This window comes from Planococcus sp. CAU13, assembly GCF_000775575.1.
Taxonomy (GTDB): domain Bacteria; phylum Bacillota; class Bacilli; order Bacillales_A; family Planococcaceae; genus Planococcus.
In genome coordinates, this window is sequence record NZ_JRGN01000318.1 from 1 (window position 1) to 24,715 (window position 24,715).

Here is a 24,715-nt window from a genome sequence, read left to right on the forward strand (position 1 = left end):
ACCCGAAGAGCTGGGCCGCTGGAGTCTGGAGAGGTAGACACTTCCTTCCAAGAGCGTTCCAGCCAAAATAGATATACTTTCTTATCCATTAAGACAAAACCTCCAACCTTAATCGGGTTGGAGGTTTTGTCGTATTTTTTCAGATTTTCACGTCAATATCAGCCGCTTCACGCAATTCTTCAATGCGCTCGTAGACAGCCTGCTGTACATTCCGCTCTTCCAGAGATTTCTGGATCATCGGTTTCATTTCCTCGAATTCCGGTGATTCCCCTTCAGTCGAATCCACGTAGCCCTGGTAAGATTCTTTTAACTCTTCCTCAGTCACTTCCGCGCCTTCAATATCTTCGGCAAGGTAACTTTCGTAGATCACTTGTTCACGGAGCTGCTGTTTCATATCATCTAATGTAAAACCCGTTCTTTGCAATGCAATGGTCATTTGCTCTTCATTTTCGAATTGATTTTTCAATTCTTCCAAACGCTGCTCCACTAATTCCGCGTCCACTTCATGCCCTTTTTTGATGGCATCCTGGATAATCAGCTTATTGCCCACGATTACCGTGATGGCCTGCTCTTTCACTTGCCCGGCAACTTCCGGATCTGTGGCTTTTTTGCCTTGGGTGGCCAGCGAGCTTTCCAATTGGCGGGCGACGCTGTTGTAGACTGTGCCATGGATTTCTTCGCCGTTTACAACGACTACGACTTCGTCCGCAGCGGGCAGGTCAAGGTCCGTTTTTGGCGCGTCGGCTACAGTTTCTGCAGCAGCTTCCGTTTCGGAAGGCGTCACGCTTTCTTCAGCTTTTTCTGCGCTGTCGTTATCTGAACAAGCTCCCAGCATTAACAGCAGGGCAAGGGGCAAAGCCAGTAATTTTATCTTTATCATCGTGCGATTCTCCTCTTTGATGGGTCTCGTTAAAGTAAACCATATTTGTGTGAAAGTTACAAATACTTCTGTATTATCGCGGACACGAAAAGATGGTATGATGAATTAATTATCTAGTATAATCACCAATACGATCATGGAGGAATTCGAATGACGAACAGCATTATCAAAACCCGTAAAACACTGGACATTATTCAGCCGTATTCACCAGGCAAGCCGATATGGGAAGTGCAGAAGGAATTGGGGCTCGACCGGGTCATCAAAATGGCTTCCAATGAAAATCCGCTTGGGCCGTCTCCAAAAGCTGTGAAAGCGATCCAGGAAAGCCTGGCCGATCTGAACCGCTATCCGGATGCGGACGCGAGCGTGCTTCGGCAGGCGATTGCCGATAAGTACGGCGTGGCGAAACAGCAGGTCATCACAACCAATGGCGCCGATGAACTGATTACGCTGATTTCCGAAGCGTTCCTCGAACAGGGCGATGAAATCATCGTACCGTTTCCTTCGTTCAGCGAATATGACTTTGGTGCGCACATCATGGGCGCAGATGTGAAAAAAGTGCCTTTCGATGAAGGCTTCCAATATAATGTAGAAAAAATTCTTGAAGCCGTTACTGATAAAACGAAGATCGTTTACATCTGCTCACCGAATAACCCGACGGGCACTTATATCACTAAGGAGCAGATGGAGCATTTATTGGCGGAGCTGAAGGATATCCTGGTTGTTTTTGACGGAGCCTACAGCCAGTTCGCAGATCAGGAAGATTATACGGATGGCCTGGAATTTGTAAATGCCGGCCATCCGGTGATTGCACTGCAGACATTTTCGAAAATTTATGGAATCGCCGGCATCCGCATCGGCTTCGGCATTGCTTCGGAAGGGATCATCAAATCGATCCTGAAAGTGAAAGAGCCGTTCAACGTCAACACGCTTGCGCAAATCGCAGCGTCAGCGGCCATCACGGACACGGAGCATGTAACCGCGTCTTTCAATGCCAATAAAAAAGGACGGGAGTTCCTGTACAGGAGCTTTGAAAGTCTGAACCTGCCTTATACCGAAACGACTGCCAATTTCATTCTTGTGCAGATTGGAGAGAACGGGGAAGACATCTATCAGCAATTGATGGCAAAAGGAGTCATCGTGCGCTACGGGAAAATATGGGGTTTGCCTGAACATATCCGCGTGACAATCGGGGCAGATGAAGAAAATGAGTTTTTCATCAATGCGCTCCGTGAAATTCTAAATCCATTAAAATGAATGACAGCCGATTCCTGCAAGAGCAGGAGTCGGCTTTTTAAGTTCTTCAGCGTTTAGTGTGCGGAAGAAAAGGGAAAATCACGTGAACAGCAGTTAAACAGGAAGAGGTGAAGAGATTGATCTATGATTGCGCGATTATTGGCGGAGGCCCGGCAGGTTTAAGTGCAGCTCTGGTGCTTGGCCGCTCGAGGCGGAACACATTGCTGTTTGATGATGACGATGGAAGAAACCTGGTGACAAGGGAAGCGCACGGCTTTTTGACGCGGGATGGCATCCAGCCTTCCGAATTGAAAAAACTGGGCAGGGAAGACGTGGCAAAATACGATTGCGTTCAGATAAAGAAAAACCGGATTGTAAACATTGAGCGCATCACCGAAAGCCATTACCAGCTGGATACGGATGACGGCGAAACGTTTCACAGCATCAAAATCATCATTGCCGCAGGGCTGAAAGAAGAGCTGCCGAACATCCCGGATATCGAAAAGTATTACGGCACCAGCCTGTTCAGCTGCCCGTATTGCGACGGCTGGGAACTGCAGGATCAGCCACTGGCGATCATAGCGGATAAAATGGTCTACGACCTTGCGAAGAAAGTCTATACGTGGAGCAAAGATCTTGCCGTTTTCACAAACGGCATCGGGCGGCTCGAAGAAGACGAAAAAGCGAAACTGCAGTCAAAAGGCATAAAAGTGTACGAGGATCTCATAGATGGTCTTGAAGGTGAAAACGGACAATTACGAAGCGTCAGACTTGAAGACGGTACGCTGGTGGACCGGACAGGCGGCTTTACAACGCCGCTATGGAGCCATTCCACGCCTTTTGCCAAGCAATTGGGCTGTAAGCAGAATGACCATGGAGGAATACTGACTGACGCTTACGGCCGGACAAATGTCTGGAACGTTTACGCGGCCGGCGATGCGTCCCTGATTGTGCCTTCCCAGCTGATCATTGCGGCAGGCGAAGGCAGCGCGGCAGGCATCGGCGTCAACGGGGATTTGACGAATGAGTATTTTGATACGGAGTAAGCGAAAAGACTGCCGTTACGGCAGTCTTTTTATGGTGAAGCGATTCCAAAGGAAGAATTGCAGCAGGAAAACCAGCAGAGCGGTGATTCCAAGGTTCAAATAATACCAGACGCCGTCTCCGAAAAAACTCAGCAGGGTATCGGCGGTTGGAAGCTGCGACAGATAGAGGTAATTGGCGCCGGTCAGCGGATTGATGATAAAACCGATGATGACGGCATAGGCGATGAGCAGCAAAAAGACTTTGAAAACAGAACGCAGCGTGATGTTTTCCGGTTTAGAGACAGCCATCAACAGGCTTGCCCAGGGAATGGCCGTATGCTGCATAAAAAACATCCAGAACCGAAAATGCTGATAGTCATATGGCATATCCGGTGTCACGAGAGCCAGAAAGGCCGGAACAATGCCGATGAAAAAAGAAATTTGAAACCAGACTTTTCGCAGCGTCACCAACCCGACCATGGCTGTAATGGCAGCAATGCCGCACAGATGAAGAGGGGCATGGCTGGCGAAATTCCATATTCCATTGGAGACGGTCCAGTATTGATAAGAGAGTTCACAGGCCAAAAGAATGGAAAACAGCGTCCAGCGCAATAGCTTGAAGAGGCGGGATTCCGCAGTCAGGTGCTTTCTGAAAGCAAGCAGCAGAATGATTCCGAGAGCCGCAACGCCGATTACGGTCAGATGGCTGGCTGAAAATGGCGTGAAATAATGTTGAGACGTTAAACCGAACCAGCTGTCCATACGGCATGCCCCCCTTTTTTTCGAATCTATTTGTGTGAAAATTGTAACATTCATTTCATCGCATCGTCCATCCGCTTTTTATAACCCGAATTTATTGCCTGCAGGGCCCAAAATAAGGTAGACTGCTGTAAAAGAGTCAAGGAGGCTGCCGGGAAAATGGAACAATCGAATTTACTGTCCACCATCACTTGCGTCAATACGGAACGTTCCATTGAAGCGGGAGAGCTGAAAATCATTAACAGCGAGTACGATCTACAGTTATACGAAGATGTTCTTGTTTCTTCCACTGCCACATTGAGTCTGGAAAATGTATGGGATATTTCCTATAAAACCTTTTCAGATGATGCCAATCTCCTTTATTTGCATACACATAAAGGCGTGCTCACGTATAAAGTGCCTGGCGATCCGCAGAGGTTCGTGAACACATTCAAGAAAATAAAAAATGTCCATTACTGAATGGGCTTATGCGATCAGAGCTGCCGGGAGACTTTCCGGCGGCTTTTTTTATGGAAGCGTTTTGGACGGAGGGGCAAAGGGAAATGAATAAGCAAATGCGTGCTATGCCAACGGGCTTTGGAAATCTCAATCGAAAAGGGAGTGGGAATGGATGGCTGACAACATCGAAACGGCAGACAAATGGACGGACAATGTCAATGCGAAAGATGTAACCGCTGTGCTGAAACTATCGGACCGCCATATTGAGATGATCGGGCCTATGGGAGCTTCGGAGGGACATGATACGCTTGCGGAATGGGTGAAAAACTCGGGCATCAATCTCTCCACCAAGTCGCGCTATGCCAAGGGAGACTGTATCATCTTTGAACAGGAAGGCAGATGGGAAAATGAAAACGGCCATGTTATGGTCTATACTTTCATGGAAATAAAAGAAGGCAAAGTCAAACGGATTGCCCGATTTGATTCCCTCGATGAAGCTTTCGGCTATTGCGCAATGAGCGAGGAAGATTTGGTGAAATAAAAGAAAACCGGCCAGGAGATTCCAGGCCGGTTTTGAGCTTTGTTGCAATTATTCACTTCAGTTCTTTTTTAATCAGTTTGTGCAATTCCGACCAGTCGCTGAAGCGGGGAAGGTCCATGTGGCGGTTATAGGACTGGTCCCGGACAAAAACTGTCAGGCCATCGCGCGCCAAAGTTTCCAGTACCTCGGGCTTGTCATCGAAATAATAGTCGAGTTCAAGATTTTCGATGATCTTCACTTTTTCTTCATCTTTCATGCCGCAATGGAAATGTCCGTCGCGGACAGGGAAGCCCTGCTTTTTCAGCCAGGCTTTCGTGTTTTCACCGTGGTTCGCCGAACGCGCCGTGATGTAATAGATGTCATGCCCTTCGGCGTCCAATTGCTGAAGCACCTCAACGGCACCGGGATAGGTCGGGCAGTCTGTGTAGTAAATCGTCTCGAGAGAGCTGTTCCACATTGCCTTGCCTTCTTCATCGGTCAAGCCGAATGCTTCGTGGATTTCCACGCGGTCAAGCTCGTGGAACCGTTCGATGGCGACTTCCTGGCCCAGCTGTTTATTGTAATGATGAAAAGCGTATTCACGCAAATTGATTAACGTGTCGTCTATATCAAAACCAAATTTCATTTGAATTCCTCACTTTTCAGGATAACCGGTAAATTTGAAGTCCTTGCCGATTTTCGTAAATTCTCCGTCCACGAGTTCAACCGCGTCTTTCATTAAACTGAAGCCCTGGCCTTCAAGGAAAGTCGGTGCATCTTTTCCGCCAACCAGTTTCGGGGCGTAATAGAGGATCACTTTATCGATCAGGTGATTTTCCAGAAAAGCGGAATTGACAGTGCCGCCACCTTCAATAAATAAACTGGAGACGCCTTCTTCACCGAGCAGGCGCATCATATCTTTGACGTCCGTGCGGGTTTCGCCTGCCGTTTCGAAAATGCGCATTCCAGCCTGTTCCAGCTGCTCTTTTTTGGCCTGGTTATACGTCCGGCTCGTGAAAATCCAGGTAGGGGCAGCGCCGTCGACAACCACTGTAGCATTCACCGGCAGCCGCAGCGAAGAATCGAGGATCACGCGAATCGGGTTGCGCCCGTTCGGAATCCGCGCAGTCAGTGCAGGATCGTCTTCGATCACAGTGCCGACGCCCACAAGAATGGCCGTATGTTCGCTGCGCAATTCGTGTACATCCCGCCGCGCATCATCTGATGTGATCCATTTGCTGTCGAGTGTATGGGTCGCGATTTTCCCGTCCAAAGTCGAAGCCGCTTTTAAAGTGACAAACGGCGTTTTGGTCGTAATGAATTTATTGAACACTTCGTTCATCTGAAGAGATTCTTTCTCGCGTATGCCGGTAACGACTTCGATGCCTGCGTCCCTCAGCATTTTCACGCCGTTCCCTGCAACAAGCGGATTCGGGTCGAGAGCAGCGATGACGACTTTTTGGAGGCCCGCATCAATGATGGCCTGCGCGCAAGGGCCGGTGCGGCCGAAATGCGAGCAGGGCTCAAGCGTCACATAAATGGTGCCGTCCCGGGCTTCATCGCCGGCCATCCGGAGAGCGTGGATTTCGGCATGGGGTTCGCCCGCTTTTAAATGGGTGCCGACGCCGACAATGCGGTTATGATTGACGATCACGGAGCCGACAAGCGGGTTCGGGTCAGTCTGCCCTTTCATGGAGCGGGCATTATTCAACGCCAGATCCATATAGAATTCATGATTTGGCATGCATAATGTCCTCCCCTTTAATGTGGCCGGACCGTTTTACTTTTGTTTCAAGGTACGCGGAATTATATTCGGATTCGTCTCCCCACAGCGAAGTCCGTTCCGCAATGGCGAGTCCCGCTTTTTCGATGGCATCCACTTTTTTCGGATTGTTGGTCATCAGCGTGACCGGTTTTGTGCGCAAAGCGCCAAGAACAGCGATTGCATCTTCGTAGTTGCGCGAGTCGTCCACAAAGCCCAGGCTTTCATTGGCTTCGACTGTATCATAGCCGTTTTCCTGAAGGACATAAGCCATCGCTTTGCTGAACAAGCCGATGCCGCGGCCTTCGTGGTTGGCAAGATAGAACAGCGCGCCGCTGCCGTGCTGGGCAATGCGTTTCATGGATTGCTTCAGCTGGAAACCGCAATCGCACCGCTTGCTGCCGAAAATATCGCCGGTATGGCAAATGGAATGCATGCGGATCAGGGCATCTTCCGTATTTTCAAAATCTCCGTAGACCAATACGCTGGATTGCTGATATTCAGCCAAATTGGAAGAAGAAAGCTTTTCGATGATGCGCTCATAATCTTCCGTTACTTCGTCTAGGTTCAGCCAGCAATACCAGTCGAAAATGATGGTATCGCCGTCAAGATTGACCGGAAGTTTGATTGGCCCAACCAGATATATGGCGCCTTCCTTTGCTTTGATCATTTGAATTTTATCTTTCAATACCGCAAACACCTGCGGTTCCAATTTCATAGTAGCCATTCGAATTCCCCCAATAAAAAACTGTATAAAATCATAGTACTACATTCAGTTACTAAAAGTAAGTAAATTGTTTTACGGAATTGAAAAAAATCATCTATATGATAATTATTCTTATTTGAATAGTATACATTATTGCTTTTATTGATATAAATTATCATTTGGAATAAAATATTCTCAATTACTTTCTTTTGGTGAAGAGGTATGATATAGTTTCTACATTAGAATGATTATAATTTAGAAGGAGGAAAAGACCATGTTACCTGAAAAGCTTACGAACGCATTAAACGAGCAGTTCAACAATGAATTGCAGGCGGCCCATGCCTATACGGCTATGGCAGCCTACTTTTCGAAAAAAGGTTACCACGGTTTTGCCAATTTCTATTTGGTGCAGTCAAAGGAAGAACATTTCCATGCAATGAAATTTTATCATTATTTGACTGCAATGGATGAAAAGCCGGTGCTGCAAAGTCTGGCTGAACCAAAAAACCATTACGTAAGTGCCGTTGATGTTCTTGAAAGTTCACTGGCGCAGGAGAAAGAAGTGACCAGTAACATCTACGCGTTGGTGACGCTTGCAGATGAGCTGCAGGAACATGCAACTTTGTCTTTCCTTGACTGGTTTATTGAAGAGCAGATGGAAGAAGAGAAAATGTTCCGCGATATCATCACGCGTGTGAGAGGCATTGAGGAAGGCGGCGAATATTTCCTGAAAATGGACGATGAATTCGCTGTCCGTAAACTGGAAGAATAGCAATTCGACTCAAACAGCACACGGCTGACTGTGTGCTGTTTTTTCTTTTAAGGAGGAGAAACAGATGGCTTTGGATTACAAACCGGCTATCCATTTTAATCAGGTAAGTTATTCGATAGAAGGCAATCCCATACTCCAGGGCATAACTGGTTCATTTCCAGAAGGAAAGATCACGACGCTGGTCGGTCCATCCGGCGCCGGCAAGACGACATTGCTGAAATTATGCAATGGCTTGTTATCGCCTGATTCGGGTGAAATTTACATAAAGGATCAGCCGATCGATCGCTTTGAACCGGTTGAGCTCCGGAGGAAAGTCGGCATCGCCCTGCAAAGTGCGCCGATGGTCAGCGGCACCGTCTATAAAAATTTGGCGCTGCCGATGGAATTAAAAGGCGGCACTCTTGAAAAATCACCGGCTGAAAGCCTGTTACGGGATGTGGGCCTCGGCGAAAAATACCTGGACCGGAAAATCACGGATCTATCAGGCGGACAACGGCAAAAAGTTTCGATTGCACGGACGCTCGTCAATAAACCGGATATATTGCTGCTTGATGAAATTACTTCTTCACTCGACCGTACTTCATTGAAGGAAGTGGAAGAGCTGATCACGCACATCAACCGCAAGTTTGGTACGACCATTGTCTGGATCACGCACAATCTGCAGCAGGCACTCGACATCGGAGATTACACGTGGGTAATGATGGACGGCGAAGTGGTCGAAACTGGTGAAAGCGATTTGCTGCGGGCACCGGCCAGTGACAGAGTGAAATCGTTTGTGCAGGGGGGAGCGGAATGACATATCTGACATTATCCATCACGCTGATTTTTGTCCTGATTCCGCTTGTCCTGTCGAAGACGCTGAATCTGGGGCTTGAACGTGACACCGTTATCGCCACTGTCCGTTCGATCATCCAGTTATTGCTTGTCGGGTTTATTTTAAAATTCGTTTTCGATTCGGAGAGCCTGCTTTATATTTTCCTGATGGTGACACTGATGATTGTGGCCGCAACACATAATGCAAGGAACAAGGGTGTGTCGATCAAAGGCATCACCTGGAAAGTAGCGGCGACGCTTATTTTTGTGGAAGTTCTGACGCAAGGAATTCTGATCGGCCTTAACATTACCCCGCCGACGGCACAGTATATCATTTCCATCAGTGGAATGGTGATTGGCAATTCGATGGTGCTGTCGATACTGTTTCTTAACCGCTTTACGGCGGAAGTCGAATCAAATCAGGATGAAACCGAACTGGTGCTGTCGCTTGGCGGAACACCAAAACAGGCCATTCACAGACAGTTGATCACGTCGATCAAAGCGAGTATGATTCCAACAATCGAAAGCCAGAAAACGGTAGGCCTGGTGCAATTGCCCGGCATGATGAGCGGACAGATCATCGCAGGAGCCGACCCGATTCAGGCAGTCCAGTTCCAACTGCTGATCATGTTCCTGCTGCTGACAACGGCGGCCGTGACCAGCGTCATGCTTGGGTTCCTGTCTTATCCGACGCTCTTCAACCAACGCATGCAATTGATACACAAAAGCTGACTGTGAAAGGTCAGCTTTTTATTTTGGATGGGTGTAAAAAGTCCCCTTAAAAACATGATTAAGTTTTAAAATGTATGAAAAAGGAACTTTTTTCAATTTTCTTGAAAAAAGTTTGTTGACCGGTCGGTATGTTAGTGCTTTAATTATCGTTATATTAAAAATATTTAATCAATAGGAGGTTGAAGGATGGCGAAGACTGCTGAAGAATTGAGACTGGAGAAAGCGATCCGGGATGAACAGGATTTACAAGGCTCGAAAAGCACATTGCATGTGCCGGATTTTGAACAGATTGAACGGTCGGCAGGATTCAAGGACCTGATGAAGAAAAAGAAACAATTCCTTATTCCCACTACTATTTTATTCTTGGGGCTGTATCTGCTCTTTAATTTTGTCATTTCCTATACTAACTGGCTGGACGCACCATTCGTGGGGGATATCCCGTGGGTTTGGGTGTTTGCTTTCGGATTGTTCGCCATGACGTGGATCCTTGTAACCGTTTACATGAAAAAAGCGGCGCGTTTCGACAGGATGGCGGAAGAAACGCTGAAAGAATTCGGTTATGAAGAGAAGGAGGATGTCCGATGAGTCCCACAGTAATAATAATTTTCCTGTTCATCGTGGCGATGACGCTGGTAATTACATACTATGCAGCGAAAAGAACCAAGTCCACGAGTGATTTTTACACGGCGGGCGGCGGATTGACAGGCTGGCAAAACGGGCTTGCCATTGCCGGCGATTACTTGTCGGCGGCATCATTCCTGGGAATCGCAGGGGCGATTGCTCTCTTCGGTTTTGATGGATTCCTGTTCTCGATCGGCTATCTGGTCGCCTATCTTGTCGTATTGTTCGTTGTGGCAGAGCCTCTTCGAAATCTCGGAAAATACACTTTGGCGGATATGATCAACGCCCGCTTCAATGCTAAAAAGGTGCGGGGTGCTGCGGCACTCAGCTCGATTACCATCGTTATCTTCTATATGATTGCTCAATTGGTCGGAGCCGGCGCGTTGATCCAGCTGCTGTTCGGCATTGAATACATATGGGCCGTGCTGCTTGTCGGCATCATGATGACAATCTATGTATTATTCGGAGGCATGACGGCGACGAGCTGGGTGCAGATCATCAAAGCGGTCCTGCTGATGGTCGGAACGGTCATTCTTTCCTTCCTGGTATTGAAGAACTTCAACTTCAATATCATGGAAATGTTTACGCACATGAAAACAGCTACACCGCACGGGGAAGCTTATCTGCAACCCGGTGTAAGATATAAGATTCCACTGGACACGATTTCACTGATGCTTGCACTGGTGCTTGGTACTGCGGGACTTCCGCACATCCTGATGCGCTTCTTCACGGTCCGTGATGCCAAAACAGCAAGAAGTTCGGTTATGTGGGCAACTTGGATTGTCGGCATCTTCTACGTTATGACAATTTTCCTTGGATTCGGTGCAGCGGCATTTGTTGGCGCTGACCTGATCACTTCAACAAACCCGGCCGGAAACATGGCGGCTCCGCTTCTTGCACAGGCACTTGGCGGCGATATCCTCATGTCATTCATCTCGGCAGTGGCGTTCGCAACAATCCTCGCAGTTGTGGCAGGTCTCGTATTGTCAGGGGCTTCTGCATTTGCGCATGATATTTACGGGCAAATCATTAAGAAAGGAAAGGCAACAGAACGTCAGCAGATGCTTGCCGCGCGTTATGCTTCGGTCGGAGTAGCTGTTTTCTCCATCATCCTGGCAATTTTTGCGCAAAGCTTGAACGTGGCATTCCTGGTTTCATTAGCCTTCTGTATCGCAGCAAGCGCAAATTTACCGGTAATCGTCTATACGATTTTCTGGAAGAAATTCAATACGGCAGGTGCGATTTCAGCGATATTGACGGGATTGATCTCGGCGCTGGTACTTGTTTCGGTAAGTCCAAGTGTCATGAGCCCGGAAGTGGGAGCAGCCATCATCACCGGCAACCCGCTCTTCCCGTTGACGAATCCGGCAATCGTTTCCATTCCGCTCGGCTTTATCGGTGGTCTTATCGGAACGCTTGTGTCGAATGAAATCAATGCCAAGAAATTTGCGGAAGTCAAAGTCCGTGCCAATACAGGCGGTTTCAAACAATTATAAGGTGGAGGCACCTTATTCCGGACTACTCTTAAATCGGGTGGAAATTATATCTAAAATGAAAAGGGATCCGGCGAAATTGCGCCGGGTCCCTTTTCTAAGTTAATGGAGAGAAGATAAAATAGCGACCGCTAATTACTTCCATGATTCATTGATATATACCTCAAAAGCCTTTTGGATTCTAATTAAACATGAATATTCCAGGCAGCGGAAGTTTAGTGGACGGTTAAATCAGGGAAAGGCTAAGGCATAGCCGACATTTTTTGAAAAGCTTGCAAACGGTGGACAAATGAATGCCGAAACTCCTCTTATACATAGCTGGAAAGGCTGCTAAATTAAGCAGGAAGGGTGAGGAGAATGGCGAGTGAAAAACAGGGAGAAGTGAATTGGGGATCACTATTGATTTGTTTGGTCATTGGGCTTGTTCTATGGTTTATCCCTGCTCCATCCGGATTGGAAACAGAGGCGTGGCATCTGTTCAGCATTTTTGTCGCAACTATCGTGGCCTTAGTGATTAAACCTGTACCTATGGGAAGCGCTGCCATATTGGCGTTGACAATCATTGTTCTGACACAAACCCTGACATTGGAACAATCATTAAGCGGATTTCAAAATACAACCATTTGGTTGATTGTCATCGCATTTTTCATTTCGCGCGGCTTTATCAAAACCGGCTTAGGGACTCGTATTTCTTATCTCTTTGTCCGGCAGTTCGGCAAGAAAACTTTGGGATTATCTTATTCCATGGTGCTCAGCGATTTGATCCTGGCTCCGGCCATGCCTTCAAATACAGCGCGGGCCGGCGGCATCATTTTCCCGATTATCCGCTCATTGTCAGAGACCTATGACTCGCGCGTAGGAGACGGGACGGAGCGGAGAGTCGGAGCTTTTTTGATGAAAGTTTCCTTCCAGGGAGACATGATTACTTCTGCGATGTTTGTTACAGCTATGGCGGCAAATCCTTTGGCTGTCCAAATCACTCAGGAAATCACTGGCGAAACGATTACATGGGGCGGCTGGGCACTCGCTGCCCTGGTTCCTGGCTTATTGAGCCTTGCACTTATCCCATTTGTCATCTACAAACTTTATCCTCCGGAATTAAAAGAGACACCTGAAGCTGCTTCCATTGCAACTCAAAAACTGCGGGAAATGGGTCCCCTTAAAAGAGTTGAATTATATATGATCGGTGTTTTCGTCCTACTGCTCGCTCTTTGGATTTTTGGAGGGACGTTCGGTGTGAATGCAACGACAAGTGCATTTGTCGGCTTATGTGTGCTGCTGCTAAGCGGAGTCTTGTCATGGTCTGATATAAAAAAAGAACAAGGGGCCTGGGATACACTTGTCTGGTTCGCGGTTTTGGTCATGATGGCTACATTTCTTAATGAATTAGGTATGATTCCGTGGTTCAGCGACCTTATGGGAGATGCCGTCAGCCAATATTCCTGGACTTTAACACTGGTTGTATTGGCGATTGTCTATTTTTACTCACATTATTTCTTTGCCAGTAATACTGCACATGTCAGCGCAATGTATGCGGCCTTTTTGTCTGTTATTGTTGCCTCTGGTGCGCCTCCGCTTTTATCGGCGTTGATTCTTGCTTTTTTCTCTAATCTGTTCAGTTGCTTAACGCATTATGGCGCTGGCCCGGCTCCGGTCTTTTTTGGGAGTGGTTATGTTCCTCAGCAAAAATGGTGGATGCTTGGCTTTATCATTTCTATTATCCACATTGTTGTATGGTTCGGAGTTGGGGGACTATGGTGGAAATTACTGGGGCTTTGGTGAAAAAGGACAGCTTTTGTGTACTGCAGCTGCAGACCACAAAAACATTGACGATAAAAATGAATAGGAGGAGAAAAGCATGGCAAATATTCATTTGATTCCGTATCGGATTGAAGAGGTTTCACCACAGGCACCGCAGATTCCGGAAGGCGTGCGCATGATTCAGGCACCGGCTGTATGGGAAGCGGCCAAAAAAGGCGAAGGCAATGTCATCGCGATTCTGGATACAGGCTGCCAGCCGGACCATCCCGATCTGAAAGGGCGGATCATAGAAGGAAGGAATTTTACGGCCGATTTTGGCGGAGACCCGGCTAATTTTGATGATAACAATGGCCACGGCACCCATGTTGCGGGAACAGCGGCAGCTTCTCACCGGGAAGGCGGCGGCATTGCCGGAGTTGCCCCGGAAGCGCATTTGCTGATTTTAAAAGTATTGAGCGGCGAAGGTGGGGGTGATTATTCATGGATTATCGAAGGCATCCATTATGCTGTGGACTGGAGGGGCCCGAATGGCGAAAAGACGAGCGTCATTTCGATGTCGCTTGGGGGTCCGGAAGACGTCCCGGAGCTCTATGAAGCGGTAAAACGAGCGGTGGACGCCGGAATTCCGGTAGTCTGTGCCGCCGGCAATGAAGGCGACGACAGTCCGGCTACAGATGAATTCGCCTACCCGGGGGCTTACGGGGAAGTTATCCAAGTGGGAGCCGTCGACTTTGCGCGCACAATCGCTCCTTTCAGCAACACGAATAATGAAATCGACCTGGTGGCACCGGGCATCGATATTTATTCGGCGTACCCCGGCAGCAAATACGCGAGCCTTTCCGGAACTTCCATGGCGGCGCCGCACGTATCCGGGGCTTTGGCGCTGATTAAAAACATTGCAGAAAATGAATTCGCGCGGGAGCTGACGGAAGCGGAACTCTACGCGCAGCTCGTCCGGCGCACCGTACCGCTCGGCTATCCGAAAACCGCCGAAGGAAACGGTCTGCTGGCACTCGATATCCTGAGCAAATTTGAGCAATTGTTCAAACTGTTTAATTCTTCGTATGGGATCGGTCTGCAGCAAAACGAAGAAATATAAGGTCATACCTTCCCCCGTAGCAAAACACAGCAACCAGATTCCCATTGAATTCATTATTGTGGTAGAATTTCATCATATGACTGAAAAATCAATTGACGTTCAATAGATGAAATGCGGGAAAGAGCAGGTGCAAGTATGATTGTCGGAATTGATGCGGGAGGTACGCTGGTCAAAGTGGCGTATACCGAAAACGGATCACTCAATTTCATGAAATACCCGATTGCCGAAATTGGGCAAGTGGCTGTCTGGGTAAACGGCTTGAGCGATGCGGAAATCTGTATTACAGGAGGCAAGTCAGGCGTACTGCTTTCCTTGCTGGATAAAAAGGCGAAAGAAATGGTGGAATTTGAAGCGACGCATCTGGGCGTGCAATTTCTGCTGAAGAGGATGAAGCGCAACGAGCAGGATTATCTTCTGACGAATGTGGGAACCGGCACATCCATTCACTGCATCGAAAACAATGTGCAGGAGCGCGTCGGCGGCACCGGCATCGGCGGCGGTACTTTGATGGGACTGAGCCGTCTGCTGACAGGCGTGAAGGATTACGAAGAAATGGTGGCATTGGCGCAAAAAGGTTCCCGGGACCGCATCGACCTGAAAGTGAAGCATATTTATGAAGGCAAGACCCCGCCGATTTCCGGCGAACTGACTGCCAGCAATTTTGGCAATAAAATCTTTGAAATCGCGGACGAACTGACCAAGGAAGAACTGCTTGCCGCCGTGATTGGCCTGGTCGGGGAAACCGTCAGCACCATCAGCGTGCAGGCTGCAAGGCATTGCAGGAGTTCGACCATCATCTACATCGGCTCATCGTTTCTGCAAAATCCGCTGCTGAAAGAAGTGGTGGAAAGCTACACCGTCCTGAGAGGCGCGGTGCCGCTGTTTCTGGAAAACGGTGAATATTCGGGAGCTGTCGGAGCAATGTCTGTATTAAAAGAAGAAAGTATTTAGAACTGGATGCTTTTCGCCAAAACCCGGCAAAAAGCGAAAGACCTTAAAATCAAAACATAGTGGACATTTTTCGCTTTGCGAAAAACTCCTGCTTCTGGGAAAGCTTCGCGGATGCGAAGCTTTTTTCTGTATGGGGGGTGGAATTGGAGGTGGAGGGTGCAACTATGAGGAGGTGTCCGTTTTGGACGAGTTGGGAATAAACAAAAAGAGACTCTAAAATCAGAGTCTCCCCATACATAAGCTTATTCTTTAATGATGGTCAATTTCTCGCGGATATCTGTCCGTTCTTTTTTATGTGGGACCGTCTGCGGATAGCCGATCATCATCGTGGCGACGATTTTCTCTCCCGGCTGTACGCCGATTGCGTTCCGGAACTCCGGTTTGTAGATCCAGTCGTTTGAGCGCCAGATCATGCCGATGCCGCGTTCCCACGCAGCAAGCTGGAAGTTCTGGAGAAGCGAAGCAACAGCTCCCATATCTTCGTCGCGCTGTTTCTGGCGCGGATCTTCTGAAATGACCACAACCAGGTGCAGCGGGATATCGCGGAAGTATTCCGCTTTATTGAGTGCAGCAGGTGACGGTGCACCGTTCACTTTCGATGCGCAATCAAGGAACGCCTGCACAAATTTTTCTTTGCCGGCTTCAGCGAACAGGAGAAAGCGCCACGGTTCGTTGACTTTATGGTTTGGTGCCCATTTCGCAATATTGAGCAGCTCGATGATTTCATCGATATCGACCGGGTCCAGTTTGAAATTCGTGACGGAACGTCTTTCCATAATCGTCTTGTCTATAGGGGTTTGCATTTATAACTCTCCTTCATTATCTGAATAATTCTGACATTGCTTTACTACTATACTAGCATGAATCTGCAGGGGTATCTATTTAACCGTATTCGTTCACCTTAAATACAAGAACACCGACTGCAGCGGGCTGCATTTATTGTTAAAATAGAAGCAACAGTAAGGAGTGTGGTTGGCATGAAGAAAGTGGCGGTTATCGGAGGAGGCATCACGGGTCTTTCCGTTATGCATTATTTGCAGCAGCTGAATAAAGAAAAGAACCTGGGACTGGAATTGACGCTGATCGAAAAAGATGCGGAGCTCGGAGGCAAAATCCGCACGGTAAGAGACGGCGAATTCATCATGGAAACGGGAGCAGATTCGATCGTTGCGAGGCACGCCAGCGTCTGGCCGCTGGTTGAAGAGCTGGGGCTCGTAGACCGCGTCGTCTACAACGGCACTGGTATTTCCTATCTTTACACAGACAGCGGGCTGCATCCGATTCCAAAGGATACGGTGTTTGGCATCCCGATGAGTGAAGAGGCGCTGTTCAGTTCGACACTGATTTCTGAAGAAGGCAAACAGGAAGCGCTGAAGGATTTTGAAACGAAGAACGGGCATTTCACCCGCGACAGTTCGATTGGTGAATTTCTCGAACGTTTTTTAGGTAAAGAACTGGTGGAGAAGCAGATTGGGCCGGTCCTGTCGGGTGTCTATTCCGGTAAATTGCATGATTTGACGCTGGCTTCGACTCTGCCGTATCTCGTCGATTATAAAAACGAATACGGCAGCATCATCAAAGGGCTGGAAGCCAATAAAACCAAATTCCAGGGAGCAGCCAATAAAAAATTCCTGTCATTTGATGAAGGGATGGCCGTTCTGATTGACCGGCTGGAAGAAACGCTGGAGGATGCAATCATACTGAAAGGCGCAGAAGTTGCCTCACTCGGGAAAAATGGGGAATTGGTAACCCTCAGCCTGGCTGACGGCAGGGCAGTGGATGCCGATTACGTCATCATCACGACGCCGCACCACCTGGCTCAGCAGCTGTTGGATGTGAAAGAACTCGAACCCGAATTCAATCAATTGCATAACTCATCTCTCATCAGCATCTATCTCGGATTTGATGTTCCGGACGCTCAACTGCCGGCGGACGGCACCGGTTTTATTGTCTCAGAGAATACGGATCTCCGCTGCAACGCCTGTACATGGACAAGCCGCAAATGGACGCATACATCGACTGGCGGAAAGCTGCTGGTGCGTTTATTCTATAAGAGTTCGAATCCCGGCTTTGACGAGTTGAAGAATATGACGGAACAGCAGCTTGTAGCGGTTGCGCTGGAAGACATCCGCAAGAGCCTGAAGCTGGAGGTGGAGCCGGTGACTTTGGAAGTCACCGGCTGGAACGGCAATATGCCGAATTACAATATGAATCATAAGGCAGCGGTGGAAAGCCTGGAACGCAAGCTGGTTGAGCAATTGCCTGGTGTCCGCCTGGCTGGCGCATCGTATCACGGTGTTGGCATTGGCGCGTGCATTCAGAACGGGAAGGAACTGGCAGAAACGCTAGTCGTAGAAATCGAACGCGAATAAAAGAGGATAAAAAGAGGGTGCAGGCGTTTTGCCTGCATCCTCTTTTTCGGAATATGCTCAACTTTACCCCAAATACGCTCTACTCGCCAAAACAGCACAAAAAAGCCAGCCCCCAAACAGGAGGACTGGCTAATTGAGAATTCAAGTGTATATTCTCAATAAAATATTATGTTGTTGCCAAACCCGGTACAGGAAGATTCAATCCTGCTGCCACGCGTGAACCGAATTCTGCATCTGCTTTATACAAATGCTCGATCATGCGAAGTTTGATGTGCTCATGAGTTACAGCGCTCAAGCCGCCGACGAATGTGTTCACAAGGCGCTCTTGCTCTTCAGCGCTTTGCAGACGGTAAAGGTCGCCCGGCTGCGTGTAGTAATCTTCTTTGAAGTATGGCACTGAATCAGTCACGCCTGTCACCTCAAGCGGTGCCGGTTTTGCAGCTGCTTCTTCAGCAGGTCCGCCGAAGCTGTTCGGCTCGTAGTAAACAGAACCGCCGCCGTTTGAGCCAAAGTTCATCTGGCCATCGCGCTGGTAGTTGTTCACCTGGTTTTTCGCTGCGTTGATCGGCAGCATCTGGTGGTTCGCGCCTACGCGGTAGCGGTGCGCATCGTGGTAAGCGAACAAACGGCCCTGAAGCATTTTGTCCGGAGATACGTCGATACCAGGGACCAATGTGCCAGGTGAGAATGTTGCCTGCTCAACTTCTGCAAAATAGTTTTCAGGGTTGCGGTCAAGTACCATGCGTCCAACTTCGATCAATGGGTAGTCTTTGTGAGACCATGTTTTCGTTACATCGAACGGGTCGAAGCGGTATGTGTTCGCATCTTCAAGAGGCATAATCTGCACGTACATTTTCCAAGCCGGGAAGTCGCCTTCTTCAATTGCGTTGAAAAGGTCCTCCGTGTGGAAATCAGGATTTTCGCCGGCAATTTTGTCAGCTACTTCCTGTGTGATGTTTTTGATGCCCTGTTCAGTCAGGAAGTGGTATTTCACCCAATGGGAAACGCCTTCAGCGTTCGTCCATTTGAATGTATGGCTTCCGAAACCGTGCATGTGGCGAAGTGTTGCAGGAATCCCGCGGTCGCCCATCAAGTAAGTCACCTGGTGCAAGGATTCAGGTGATAATGACCAGAAGTCCCACACTGCGTTAGGGTTTTTCAAATGCGTTTTTGGATCGCGTTTTTGTGTATGGATGAAGTCAGGGAATTTGATCGCATCCTGGATAAAGAAGATCGGCGTGTTATTTCCGACCAGGTCATAGTTCCCTTCTTCTGTATAGAATTTCAAAGCGAATCCGCGTGGGTCGCGAACGGTATCTGCAGAACCGTTTTCACCTGCTACTGTTGAGAAGCGGGCAAACATATCCGTCTTTTTGCCGACTTCAGAAAGGAAAGCCGCTTTCGTATATTTAGTAACATCCTGTGTTACTTCAAAATAACCGTGTGCGCCAGCGCCTTTGGCATGAACGACACGCTCAGGCACACGCTCGCGGTTGAAATGCGCCAATTTTTCAAGAAGATGAACGTCCTGTAGCAATACCGGTCCGCGCTGTCCGGCTGTCTGTGAGTTCTGGTTGTCGCCAACTGGAGCTCCCCAGCTGGTTGTCAGAGTTCTTTTGTCTGTACTCATTGATTGAACACCTCATTCTCGTTTTTATGTAAAATACTACAATATCAATGATAACATTTATTAAACTAAAAACAAAACTTAATGATAATGATTATAAATAAAGGTCGGAGTTTTATTCGCAATAAATTCACAAATTCGAAAAAGCACAGAAAAAACCTCTCTTCCGGAATGTTGGAAGAGAGGTGGAGGATCTGTATTAATCCATCGCGTAAAGGCGTTTGAAACCTGCAAAATGATTGCTCCAGTAACCTCTGTCGAAATTCGAGATTTGCACCTGGTCGCCGCCTGCGTGAATGAATTGGTTATTACCGATATAGATGCCCAAATGGGAAATTCCGGCGCGATAGGTGTTTTCGAAGAACACAAGATCGCCGATTTCCGGTGTGCTGATATCGTAGGAACGCGCATCATAGCCGGTCGTGCTCGTGCGCGGAACGTTAATCCCCGCCTGGTTGTATACATAGAAGACAAATCCGCTGCAATCAAAGCCGTTTGCAGTAGAGCCGCCCCAGACGTATGGTTTTCCGATCAGGGAAGTGGCCGTTTCCACAATTTTTCCGATTGTATCCGTGGCTGCAGGTGCAGGCGCTGCAGGCGGAGCCGGGTTCGATACCGGTGTTGTAAGAACAGGTGCGGCTGCTGCATTTTCGATTTTAAGAATCTGCCCGACGCGGATTATGCTTGAAGTTAACCCGTTCCAGCTCATTAACTGGGTTGCGGAAATGCCGTTGCGGTAAGCGATTCCTGTCAGTGTATCACCGCTGACAACCTGATAGGTTCCAGCTGCAGCAGACACAGGTTCAGGTGCCGCCACTGCAGGAGGTGCAACTGTCGCCGGAGGCTTGGGTGCAGTGACTGCTGGCGCGGGTGTCGCTGCTGCCGGTGGTTTCGGTGCGGCAGCTGCAGGGGCAGAAGCAGCGGCAGTCACTTTAAGTTTTTGTCCCGCATAAATCAGGTGGCCGGAAATTTTATTGAGTTCCTGCAATTTGCCGACAGTCGTTTTATGTAAGGCGGCGATTTTTGATAAGGTATCGCCTGACTTAACTGTATATGTAGAAGTTGCTGGGCTGCTGACCGGTTTGGAAGGTGCGGCAGGCGCTGACACAGGTTTAGTAACAGACGCGGGAGCTGCCGTCGCTGCGGGGCTCACTTTCAGAACCTGATTCGGAACAATGGCATCCGATGAAAGCTTGTTCCAGGTTTTCAGATCAGCCACGGTCACTTTATGCTGGCTGGCGATTTTCCATAGGCTGTCGCCGGATTTTATCGTATAGGTGGAACTGGCTTCTGCATCTGCGACTCCAATTAAAAGGGCTAAAGATCCGGAAGCAATTACTGAAAAGGCAATTTTATTCATGGTTTCTCTCCTTTTAAATGGTAATTATTTGGAATTAAACAGTACAGTTTACGCATCTAATTTAGTACTCTCTATTCTATCTGCAACTAAAAGAATAGGCAATACGATTTAATGTTACAATTAGATTACAAAAATGAAAATAAGGTTTAAAAGGGTTTGCAGCGGGATAGGGGGATTTTTCCTAAAGAGGGTATCCTGAACATTGCCTAATAATGCATTTTTTGCCATGATTGTATCAATTGAATGCAACATTTATGAAAGGGGAATAAAGATGCAGATGAAACCGGTGGAAGAAACAATAGCTGGAGTTTTGGGAATAGAAATGAGAGAGATTACAGAAGAACGGGTGACCGCTACGATGCCGGTCCATGCGGCGACACACCAGCCGTTCGGGCAGCTTCACGGAGGCGCTTCTGTCGTACTTGCCGAGACGGTGGCAAGTGTGGGGACCTGGCACTCTATCGATCAGGACAATGAAATAGCGGTGGGGCTCGAAATAAACGCCAACCACATCAGAGGGAAACGGGACGGCATTGTTACGGCAATCGGCGTTCCGCTGCATAGAGGGCGCACGACGATGGTATGGGATATTAAAATCATTGATGAAGAAGAACGGCTTATTTGCGTATCCCGGTGCACAGTGGCCATCGTCCAGAAGAAGAAATAAATTGCTTCTATAAAATTTGTGAATGGGACCCCGCTGGACTTTTCAGCGGGTTTTCATTTTTCTTAAAATCTGTCCAATAAAGCCAAAAGGCAACAGTCAATTAAGTGTTAAAAACCACGCATTTCTATTTTAGTCCTTTTCATACAGGGGGAAGAGGGGTAACATAAGAGTGAAGTGTAATTTTATTAAAATAACATCAGATAAAATGAAAGATAATGATTACCCCAAAAATGGGTAACGGGAATTTTATTCGAAAAGAGAGTGGACGCGATGTTTGATACATTAACGGAATTAATGGAAGCGAGAGCGATAAAAGACAGGCGTTCGGTCTCGTGGAATACAATATGCGAAACAGAAGGGCTTTCGGAAACATTTCTCCGGGATAATGCATCGCTTGTAAACTGGTATCTGGTTTCAGGCCACCAGCAATTATCAGAGAATTTTATCCATGAGTTCAGCGGGCGCTTGTATTGGGATGAAATTATCCGTACACAGAAACTCTCAGAATCATTTATCGAGGAATTTGCGGATTCCGGCAAATGGACGCAGGCAACAGAGAAATTGAGCAAGAGGCAACTGAAAACCTGGGAAAGCGAAGGCAGCCCCTTCAATGCCAAGCAATACTGGGAAATCGTTTCCCGCAAAAAAGAATTATTGAATTCGAAAGGCCTGTCACCGGCTTTCATTGAAAAGCACAGCGATAAATTGTCATGGCCTTCACTGTCAGCGTGTCAGCAACTGCCGATGTCGCTGATTGACCGCCATGCGCACCGGGTGGACTGGGTAGCTATCACGCGCAATCAGGTGCTGTCCGAGCTGTTTATCGAGAAACACCGGAACAAGGTGGAGTGGGAAACGATTACGTTTCATCAGCAATTGTCCGAACGCTTCATCAACAGGCATCACGCCAAGATGAGTTTTATTTCTGCGGAAGAGAAAAGATCGGAAGCTTTTATCTATACCCATCTGGATAAAATGGATGCAGCAACTTTGATTGAGCATCAGGATTTTCGGACAATTAAAAATTACGTTCCAATGGATGTCTACGTAATCGCAAAAAATGGCCGTAAAAAATATATTTTGAGGTTTAAAGGTCCAGACGAAAACGGCTTGCCCGATTATTGCAAAGTGGATGAAGAAGAGCTTTTTGAAATTTTGCAGGAATATGGCCTGGAAGAACGGATAGAAGCGGATTTTCCGGAACTGCTGGTCGGTGAAGGAACAGGATATTAACTTTATGCAAAGGAGCCAGCGAGGGAAGAGCAGCCTTTCTTCCTTCACTGGCTTTTTCAATTGCGGTGAAAAACTTTAGTGGAATTGAACGATAATTTCTAGTAATAAATTTTGAAAGTGCTAAAATTTCCTTAGATGAAATAAACTCAATGAAATTATGAAAAAACGTTCAGGAGGATTTTATGGGCAACCGGATCGTCATCACCGATTATAGCGAACAGGGAAAATCACTTTATATAAAGCTTGAAGTTTTTGATGCAGGAAAAAACACTTTATTTGCTGAAGAAGTCCGGTTCTTGGATGACATGCTTTATGGAGACTTCCTGCATGCCGAAAGGTCTCCGCTGACAGATAATTGCCGGAAAGAAACAGTGGACTATCTGAAGAATTATTTCGGTCGCTGAAGTCAGTAAAATGAAAATATAGGATATTTCATAAAGAAAAGCAAAAAGTACCGGACCCGCAGGGGTTCGGTGCTTTTCTGCTTATTCCTTTACTCTTCACTAAGTTTCCGTCGGCCAAAGATGAAATAGTAATAGGCAGAAGAAACAATATATAACGCAGCCGTTATCGTGAAAGCATACGCATAGCCCCAGTAAGAACCGAACGCGATGACCAGGGCGGCGGCGACCGGACCCATAGTTGCCCAGCCGACATTGAAGACCATCTGATTCACCGAATTGGCAAGCCCTTTATATTTATCATGGACCACTTCCATCGCGATGGCGCTTTGAATCGGGTTGCCCGCATTCATCAATGCCTGGCGCAGCAGAAAGCCTAGAGACGCCAGCAGCAGGGAAGTCGTATAGGCGGTTAGAATCAGGAAAGGAATCGACAGTACCTGGAAAATGATCAGCGCTTTTACTTTGCCGACCCGCCGCACGAGCATCGGCCCGATCAGCATGGCAACCGCTGTCATCGCGGATCCCAACGACAGCACCAGACCGATATACGTATTGGACGCATCAAAGCGGTTCGCAAAATACAGGTTCAAATAAGGCACGACAAGGCCCGAGCCGAGTCCGATCAGCAGGCTGGCGAATGAAAAATGGAAAATGACGATCAAATTGCGTTTTAATCCCGGCTCATCCGGTTCAATGTCAATGCGCGTCTCCACTTTCTCTGACGGAGCAGGAGGCTTATTGCTTAATTTGAATAAAGGCAGGATGCCCGCCGTGAAGAGAATGGCCCCGAAAACAAGCGACCAGCGGATGGCGTCCACAGCTTCCATCGACAGGAAGACCTGGAAAACATCCGACACAACACCCCCGAGCAGGCTGCCGATTACGTTGGCAACCGTCATCAGGGCGAAATAGATGCTGAACATATGCACACGTTCCGATGGTTTAGAGTTTTCCGCCAGCAGGGGAACGCCTGAAACCTGGACAAAAGCCATAAAGAGGCCGGTAAAAAATGCGGCCGTGACAAGCGGAGATTCCAGCACTGCAAAGCTGCGGTAGTATAAAGTGACAGCGCCGAACAAAGCGCCGGCAACGATGATCCATTTACGGCCAAGCTTATCGCTTAAAAAACCGGCAGGAATAAGTGCGATGGCGGAGGCTGTGGCAGTCATGGATATCACTTTTCCGTTGACAGTTTCCGGCATGCCGAGTTCTTTTATATAGAGGTTATACATCACCATGAAAACACCCATTCCGATTTGGATCAGGACATTGGCAAGCATAAATAATTTGATGTTTCGGTTGAAGGAAAGGATGTTGGTTTTCCATTCCAGAAGCCAGGATTTCATGCAATCCACTCTTTTCTGCCCGAGGTTATTTCGCCTCTCTAAATATATATGGATACGTGAAATAAATCAATTAGTAATAAGATTTCATTTTAAGAAAAATAAATTAGGTAATCGATATTCCGCAAAACAGCTTCGCTT

Annotated in this window: 25 protein-coding genes; 16 read left to right on the plus strand and 9 right to left on the minus strand. The window is 47.7% G+C overall.

What is annotated here, in order from left to right; genetic code table 11:
• Nucleotides 1-139: 139 nt before the first annotated feature.
• Nucleotides 140-880: a SurA N-terminal domain-containing protein gene (locus KW93_RS14730; protein WP_033543802.1), complete on the minus strand. Its 741-nt coding sequence runs from the start codon at nucleotides 878-880 to the stop codon at nucleotides 140-142.
• A gap of 150 nt (nucleotides 881-1,030) precedes the next feature.
• On the opposite strand from KW93_RS14730, the gene hisC reads away from it, so the two are divergent.
• Nucleotides 1,031-2,137, plus strand: coding sequence for a histidinol-phosphate transaminase (gene hisC / locus KW93_RS14735; RefSeq protein WP_033543803.1), 1,107 nt, complete (start codon nucleotides 1,031-1,033; stop codon nucleotides 2,135-2,137).
• Between the two features lie 116 nt (nucleotides 2,138-2,253).
• Nucleotides 2,254-3,162, plus strand: coding sequence for an NAD(P)/FAD-dependent oxidoreductase (locus KW93_RS14740; RefSeq protein WP_033543804.1), 909 nt, complete (start codon nucleotides 2,254-2,256; stop codon nucleotides 3,160-3,162).
• Nucleotides 3,163-3,177: 15 nt separating this feature from the next.
• Here KW93_RS14740 and KW93_RS14745 read toward each other — a convergent pair whose 3' ends face one another.
• Nucleotides 3,178-3,903: a YwaF family protein gene (locus tag KW93_RS14745; protein ID WP_033543805.1), complete on the minus strand. Its 726-nt coding sequence runs from the start codon at nucleotides 3,901-3,903 to the stop codon at nucleotides 3,178-3,180.
• Nucleotides 3,904-4,059: 156 nt separating this feature from the next.
• Here KW93_RS14745 and KW93_RS14750 point away from each other — a divergent pair, with 156 nt between their 5' ends.
• Nucleotides 4,060-4,359 carry a hypothetical protein gene (locus KW93_RS14750; protein ID WP_033543806.1) on the plus strand — a complete coding sequence of 100 codons (300 nt, stop codon included), beginning with the start codon at nucleotides 4,060-4,062 and terminating at the stop codon, nucleotides 4,357-4,359.
• A gap of 151 nt (nucleotides 4,360-4,510) precedes the next feature.
• The gene (locus tag KW93_RS14755; RefSeq protein WP_033543807.1) at nucleotides 4,511-4,879 is read left to right on the plus strand and encodes a hypothetical protein; all 369 of its coding nucleotides are present in this window, start codon (nucleotides 4,511-4,513) and stop codon (nucleotides 4,877-4,879) included.
• Nucleotides 4,880-4,931: 52 nt separating this feature from the next.
• Here the strand turns inward: KW93_RS14755 and KW93_RS14760 are convergent, their stop codons facing one another.
• Genes KW93_RS14760 through KW93_RS14770 form a run of 3 tightly spaced genes read right to left on the minus strand, consistent with a single transcriptional unit; the run spans nucleotide 4,932 to nucleotide 7,347 of the window.
• Entirely contained in the window at nucleotides 4,932-5,504 is a 573-nt protein-coding gene (locus KW93_RS14760) for a 5' nucleotidase, NT5C type (protein ID WP_033543808.1), read from the minus strand.
• 9 nt (nucleotides 5,505-5,513) lie between these two features.
• A complete protein-coding gene (gene ribD, locus KW93_RS14765; protein ID WP_033543809.1) occupies nucleotides 5,514-6,602 on the minus strand; it encodes a bifunctional diaminohydroxyphosphoribosylaminopyrimidine deaminase/5-amino-6-(5-phosphoribosylamino)uracil reductase RibD in 1,089 nt (362 codons plus the stop codon).
• Nucleotides 6,589-7,347: a GTP cyclohydrolase II gene (locus KW93_RS14770; RefSeq protein WP_033543810.1), complete on the minus strand. Its 759-nt coding sequence runs from the start codon at nucleotides 7,345-7,347 to the stop codon at nucleotides 6,589-6,591. Before KW93_RS14770 ends, ribD begins: the two co-directional genes overlap by 14 nt.
• Nucleotides 7,348-7,600: 253 nt before the next feature.
• On the opposite strand from KW93_RS14770, the gene KW93_RS14775 reads away from it, so the two are divergent.
• The 8 genes from KW93_RS14775 (at nucleotide 7,601) to coaW (ending at nucleotide 15,568) form a co-directional block, all read left to right on the plus strand.
• On the plus strand, nucleotides 7,601-8,098 hold the full coding sequence (locus tag KW93_RS14775) for a ferritin (RefSeq protein WP_033543811.1): 498 nt from the start codon (nucleotides 7,601-7,603) through the stop codon (nucleotides 8,096-8,098).
• 64 nt (nucleotides 8,099-8,162) lie between these two features.
• Nucleotides 8,163-8,894 carry an ABC transporter ATP-binding protein gene (locus tag KW93_RS14780; RefSeq protein ID WP_033543812.1) on the plus strand — a complete coding sequence of 244 codons (732 nt, stop codon included), beginning with the start codon at nucleotides 8,163-8,165 and terminating at the stop codon, nucleotides 8,892-8,894.
• The gene (locus KW93_RS14785; protein WP_033543813.1) at nucleotides 8,891-9,643 is read left to right on the plus strand and encodes an ABC transporter permease; all 753 of its coding nucleotides are present in this window, start codon (nucleotides 8,891-8,893) and stop codon (nucleotides 9,641-9,643) included. The genes KW93_RS14780 and KW93_RS14785 overlap by 4 nt, the downstream gene beginning before the upstream one ends.
• 186 nt (nucleotides 9,644-9,829) lie before the next feature.
• Entirely contained in the window at nucleotides 9,830-10,228 is a 399-nt protein-coding gene (locus tag KW93_RS14790; protein WP_081987035.1) for a DUF485 domain-containing protein, read from the plus strand.
• Nucleotides 10,225-11,760 carry a solute symporter family protein gene (locus KW93_RS14795; protein WP_033543814.1) on the plus strand — a complete coding sequence of 512 codons (1,536 nt, stop codon included), beginning with the start codon at nucleotides 10,225-10,227 and terminating at the stop codon, nucleotides 11,758-11,760. Before KW93_RS14790 ends, KW93_RS14795 begins: the two co-directional genes overlap by 4 nt.
• Nucleotides 11,761-12,114: 354 nt before the next feature.
• Nucleotides 12,115-13,539, plus strand: a complete 1,425-nt coding sequence (locus KW93_RS14800; protein ID WP_033543815.1) for an anion permease — start codon at nucleotides 12,115-12,117, stop codon at nucleotides 13,537-13,539.
• 76 nt (nucleotides 13,540-13,615) lie between these two features.
• Nucleotides 13,616-14,617 (plus strand): S8 family peptidase, encoded by a 1,002-nt coding sequence (locus tag KW93_RS14805; protein WP_033543816.1) that lies wholly within the window; start codon nucleotides 13,616-13,618, stop codon nucleotides 14,615-14,617.
• Nucleotides 14,618-14,752: 135 nt separating this feature from the next.
• Nucleotides 14,753-15,568: a type II pantothenate kinase gene (coaW, locus tag KW93_RS14810; protein ID WP_033543817.1), complete on the plus strand. Its 816-nt coding sequence runs from the start codon at nucleotides 14,753-14,755 to the stop codon at nucleotides 15,566-15,568.
• A 242-nt stretch (nucleotides 15,569-15,810) separates the two neighbouring features.
• Here coaW and KW93_RS14815 read toward each other — a convergent pair whose 3' ends face one another.
• A complete protein-coding gene (locus tag KW93_RS14815) occupies nucleotides 15,811-16,371 on the minus strand; it encodes a nitroreductase family protein (RefSeq protein ID WP_033543818.1) in 561 nt (186 codons plus the stop codon).
• Nucleotides 16,372-16,545: 174 nt separating this feature from the next.
• Between KW93_RS14815 and KW93_RS14820 the strand changes: the two genes are divergently transcribed.
• Nucleotides 16,546-17,940 (plus strand): protoporphyrinogen oxidase, encoded by a 1,395-nt coding sequence (locus KW93_RS14820; RefSeq protein WP_033543819.1) that lies wholly within the window; start codon nucleotides 16,546-16,548, stop codon nucleotides 17,938-17,940.
• A 166-nt stretch (nucleotides 17,941-18,106) separates the two neighbouring features.
• On the opposite strand, the gene katA is transcribed toward KW93_RS14820, so the two are convergent.
• Together katA and KW93_RS14830 are read right to left on the minus strand one after the other, a co-directional pair.
• On the minus strand, nucleotides 18,107-19,570 hold the full coding sequence (gene katA / locus KW93_RS14825) for a catalase KatA (RefSeq protein ID WP_033543820.1): 1,464 nt from the start codon (nucleotides 19,568-19,570) through the stop codon (nucleotides 18,107-18,109).
• A gap of 196 nt (nucleotides 19,571-19,766) precedes the next feature.
• On the minus strand, nucleotides 19,767-20,927 hold the full coding sequence (locus tag KW93_RS14830) for a C40 family peptidase (protein ID WP_033543821.1): 1,161 nt from the start codon (nucleotides 20,925-20,927) through the stop codon (nucleotides 19,767-19,769).
• Between the two features lie 271 nt (nucleotides 20,928-21,198).
• Between KW93_RS14830 and KW93_RS14835 the strand changes: the two genes are divergently transcribed.
• The 3 genes from KW93_RS14835 to KW93_RS14845 all read left to right on the plus strand — a co-directional run bounded on the left by KW93_RS14835 (nucleotide 21,199) and on the right by KW93_RS14845 (nucleotide 23,231).
• Nucleotides 21,199-21,594 carry a hotdog fold thioesterase gene (locus KW93_RS14835; RefSeq protein WP_033543825.1) on the plus strand — a complete coding sequence of 132 codons (396 nt, stop codon included), beginning with the start codon at nucleotides 21,199-21,201 and terminating at the stop codon, nucleotides 21,592-21,594.
• A 270-nt stretch (nucleotides 21,595-21,864) separates the two neighbouring features.
• Complete coding sequence (locus tag KW93_RS14840) at nucleotides 21,865-22,827, plus strand: hypothetical protein (protein ID WP_033543822.1); 963 nt, start codon at nucleotides 21,865-21,867, stop codon at nucleotides 22,825-22,827.
• A gap of 182 nt (nucleotides 22,828-23,009) precedes the next feature.
• Nucleotides 23,010-23,231, plus strand: coding sequence for a hypothetical protein (locus KW93_RS14845; RefSeq protein WP_033543823.1), 222 nt, complete (start codon nucleotides 23,010-23,012; stop codon nucleotides 23,229-23,231).
• A gap of 89 nt (nucleotides 23,232-23,320) precedes the next feature.
• On the opposite strand, the gene KW93_RS14850 is transcribed toward KW93_RS14845, so the two are convergent.
• A complete protein-coding gene (locus KW93_RS14850) occupies nucleotides 23,321-24,577 on the minus strand; it encodes an MFS transporter (protein ID WP_052131651.1) in 1,257 nt (418 codons plus the stop codon).
• Nucleotides 24,578-24,715: the final 138 nt, after the last annotated feature.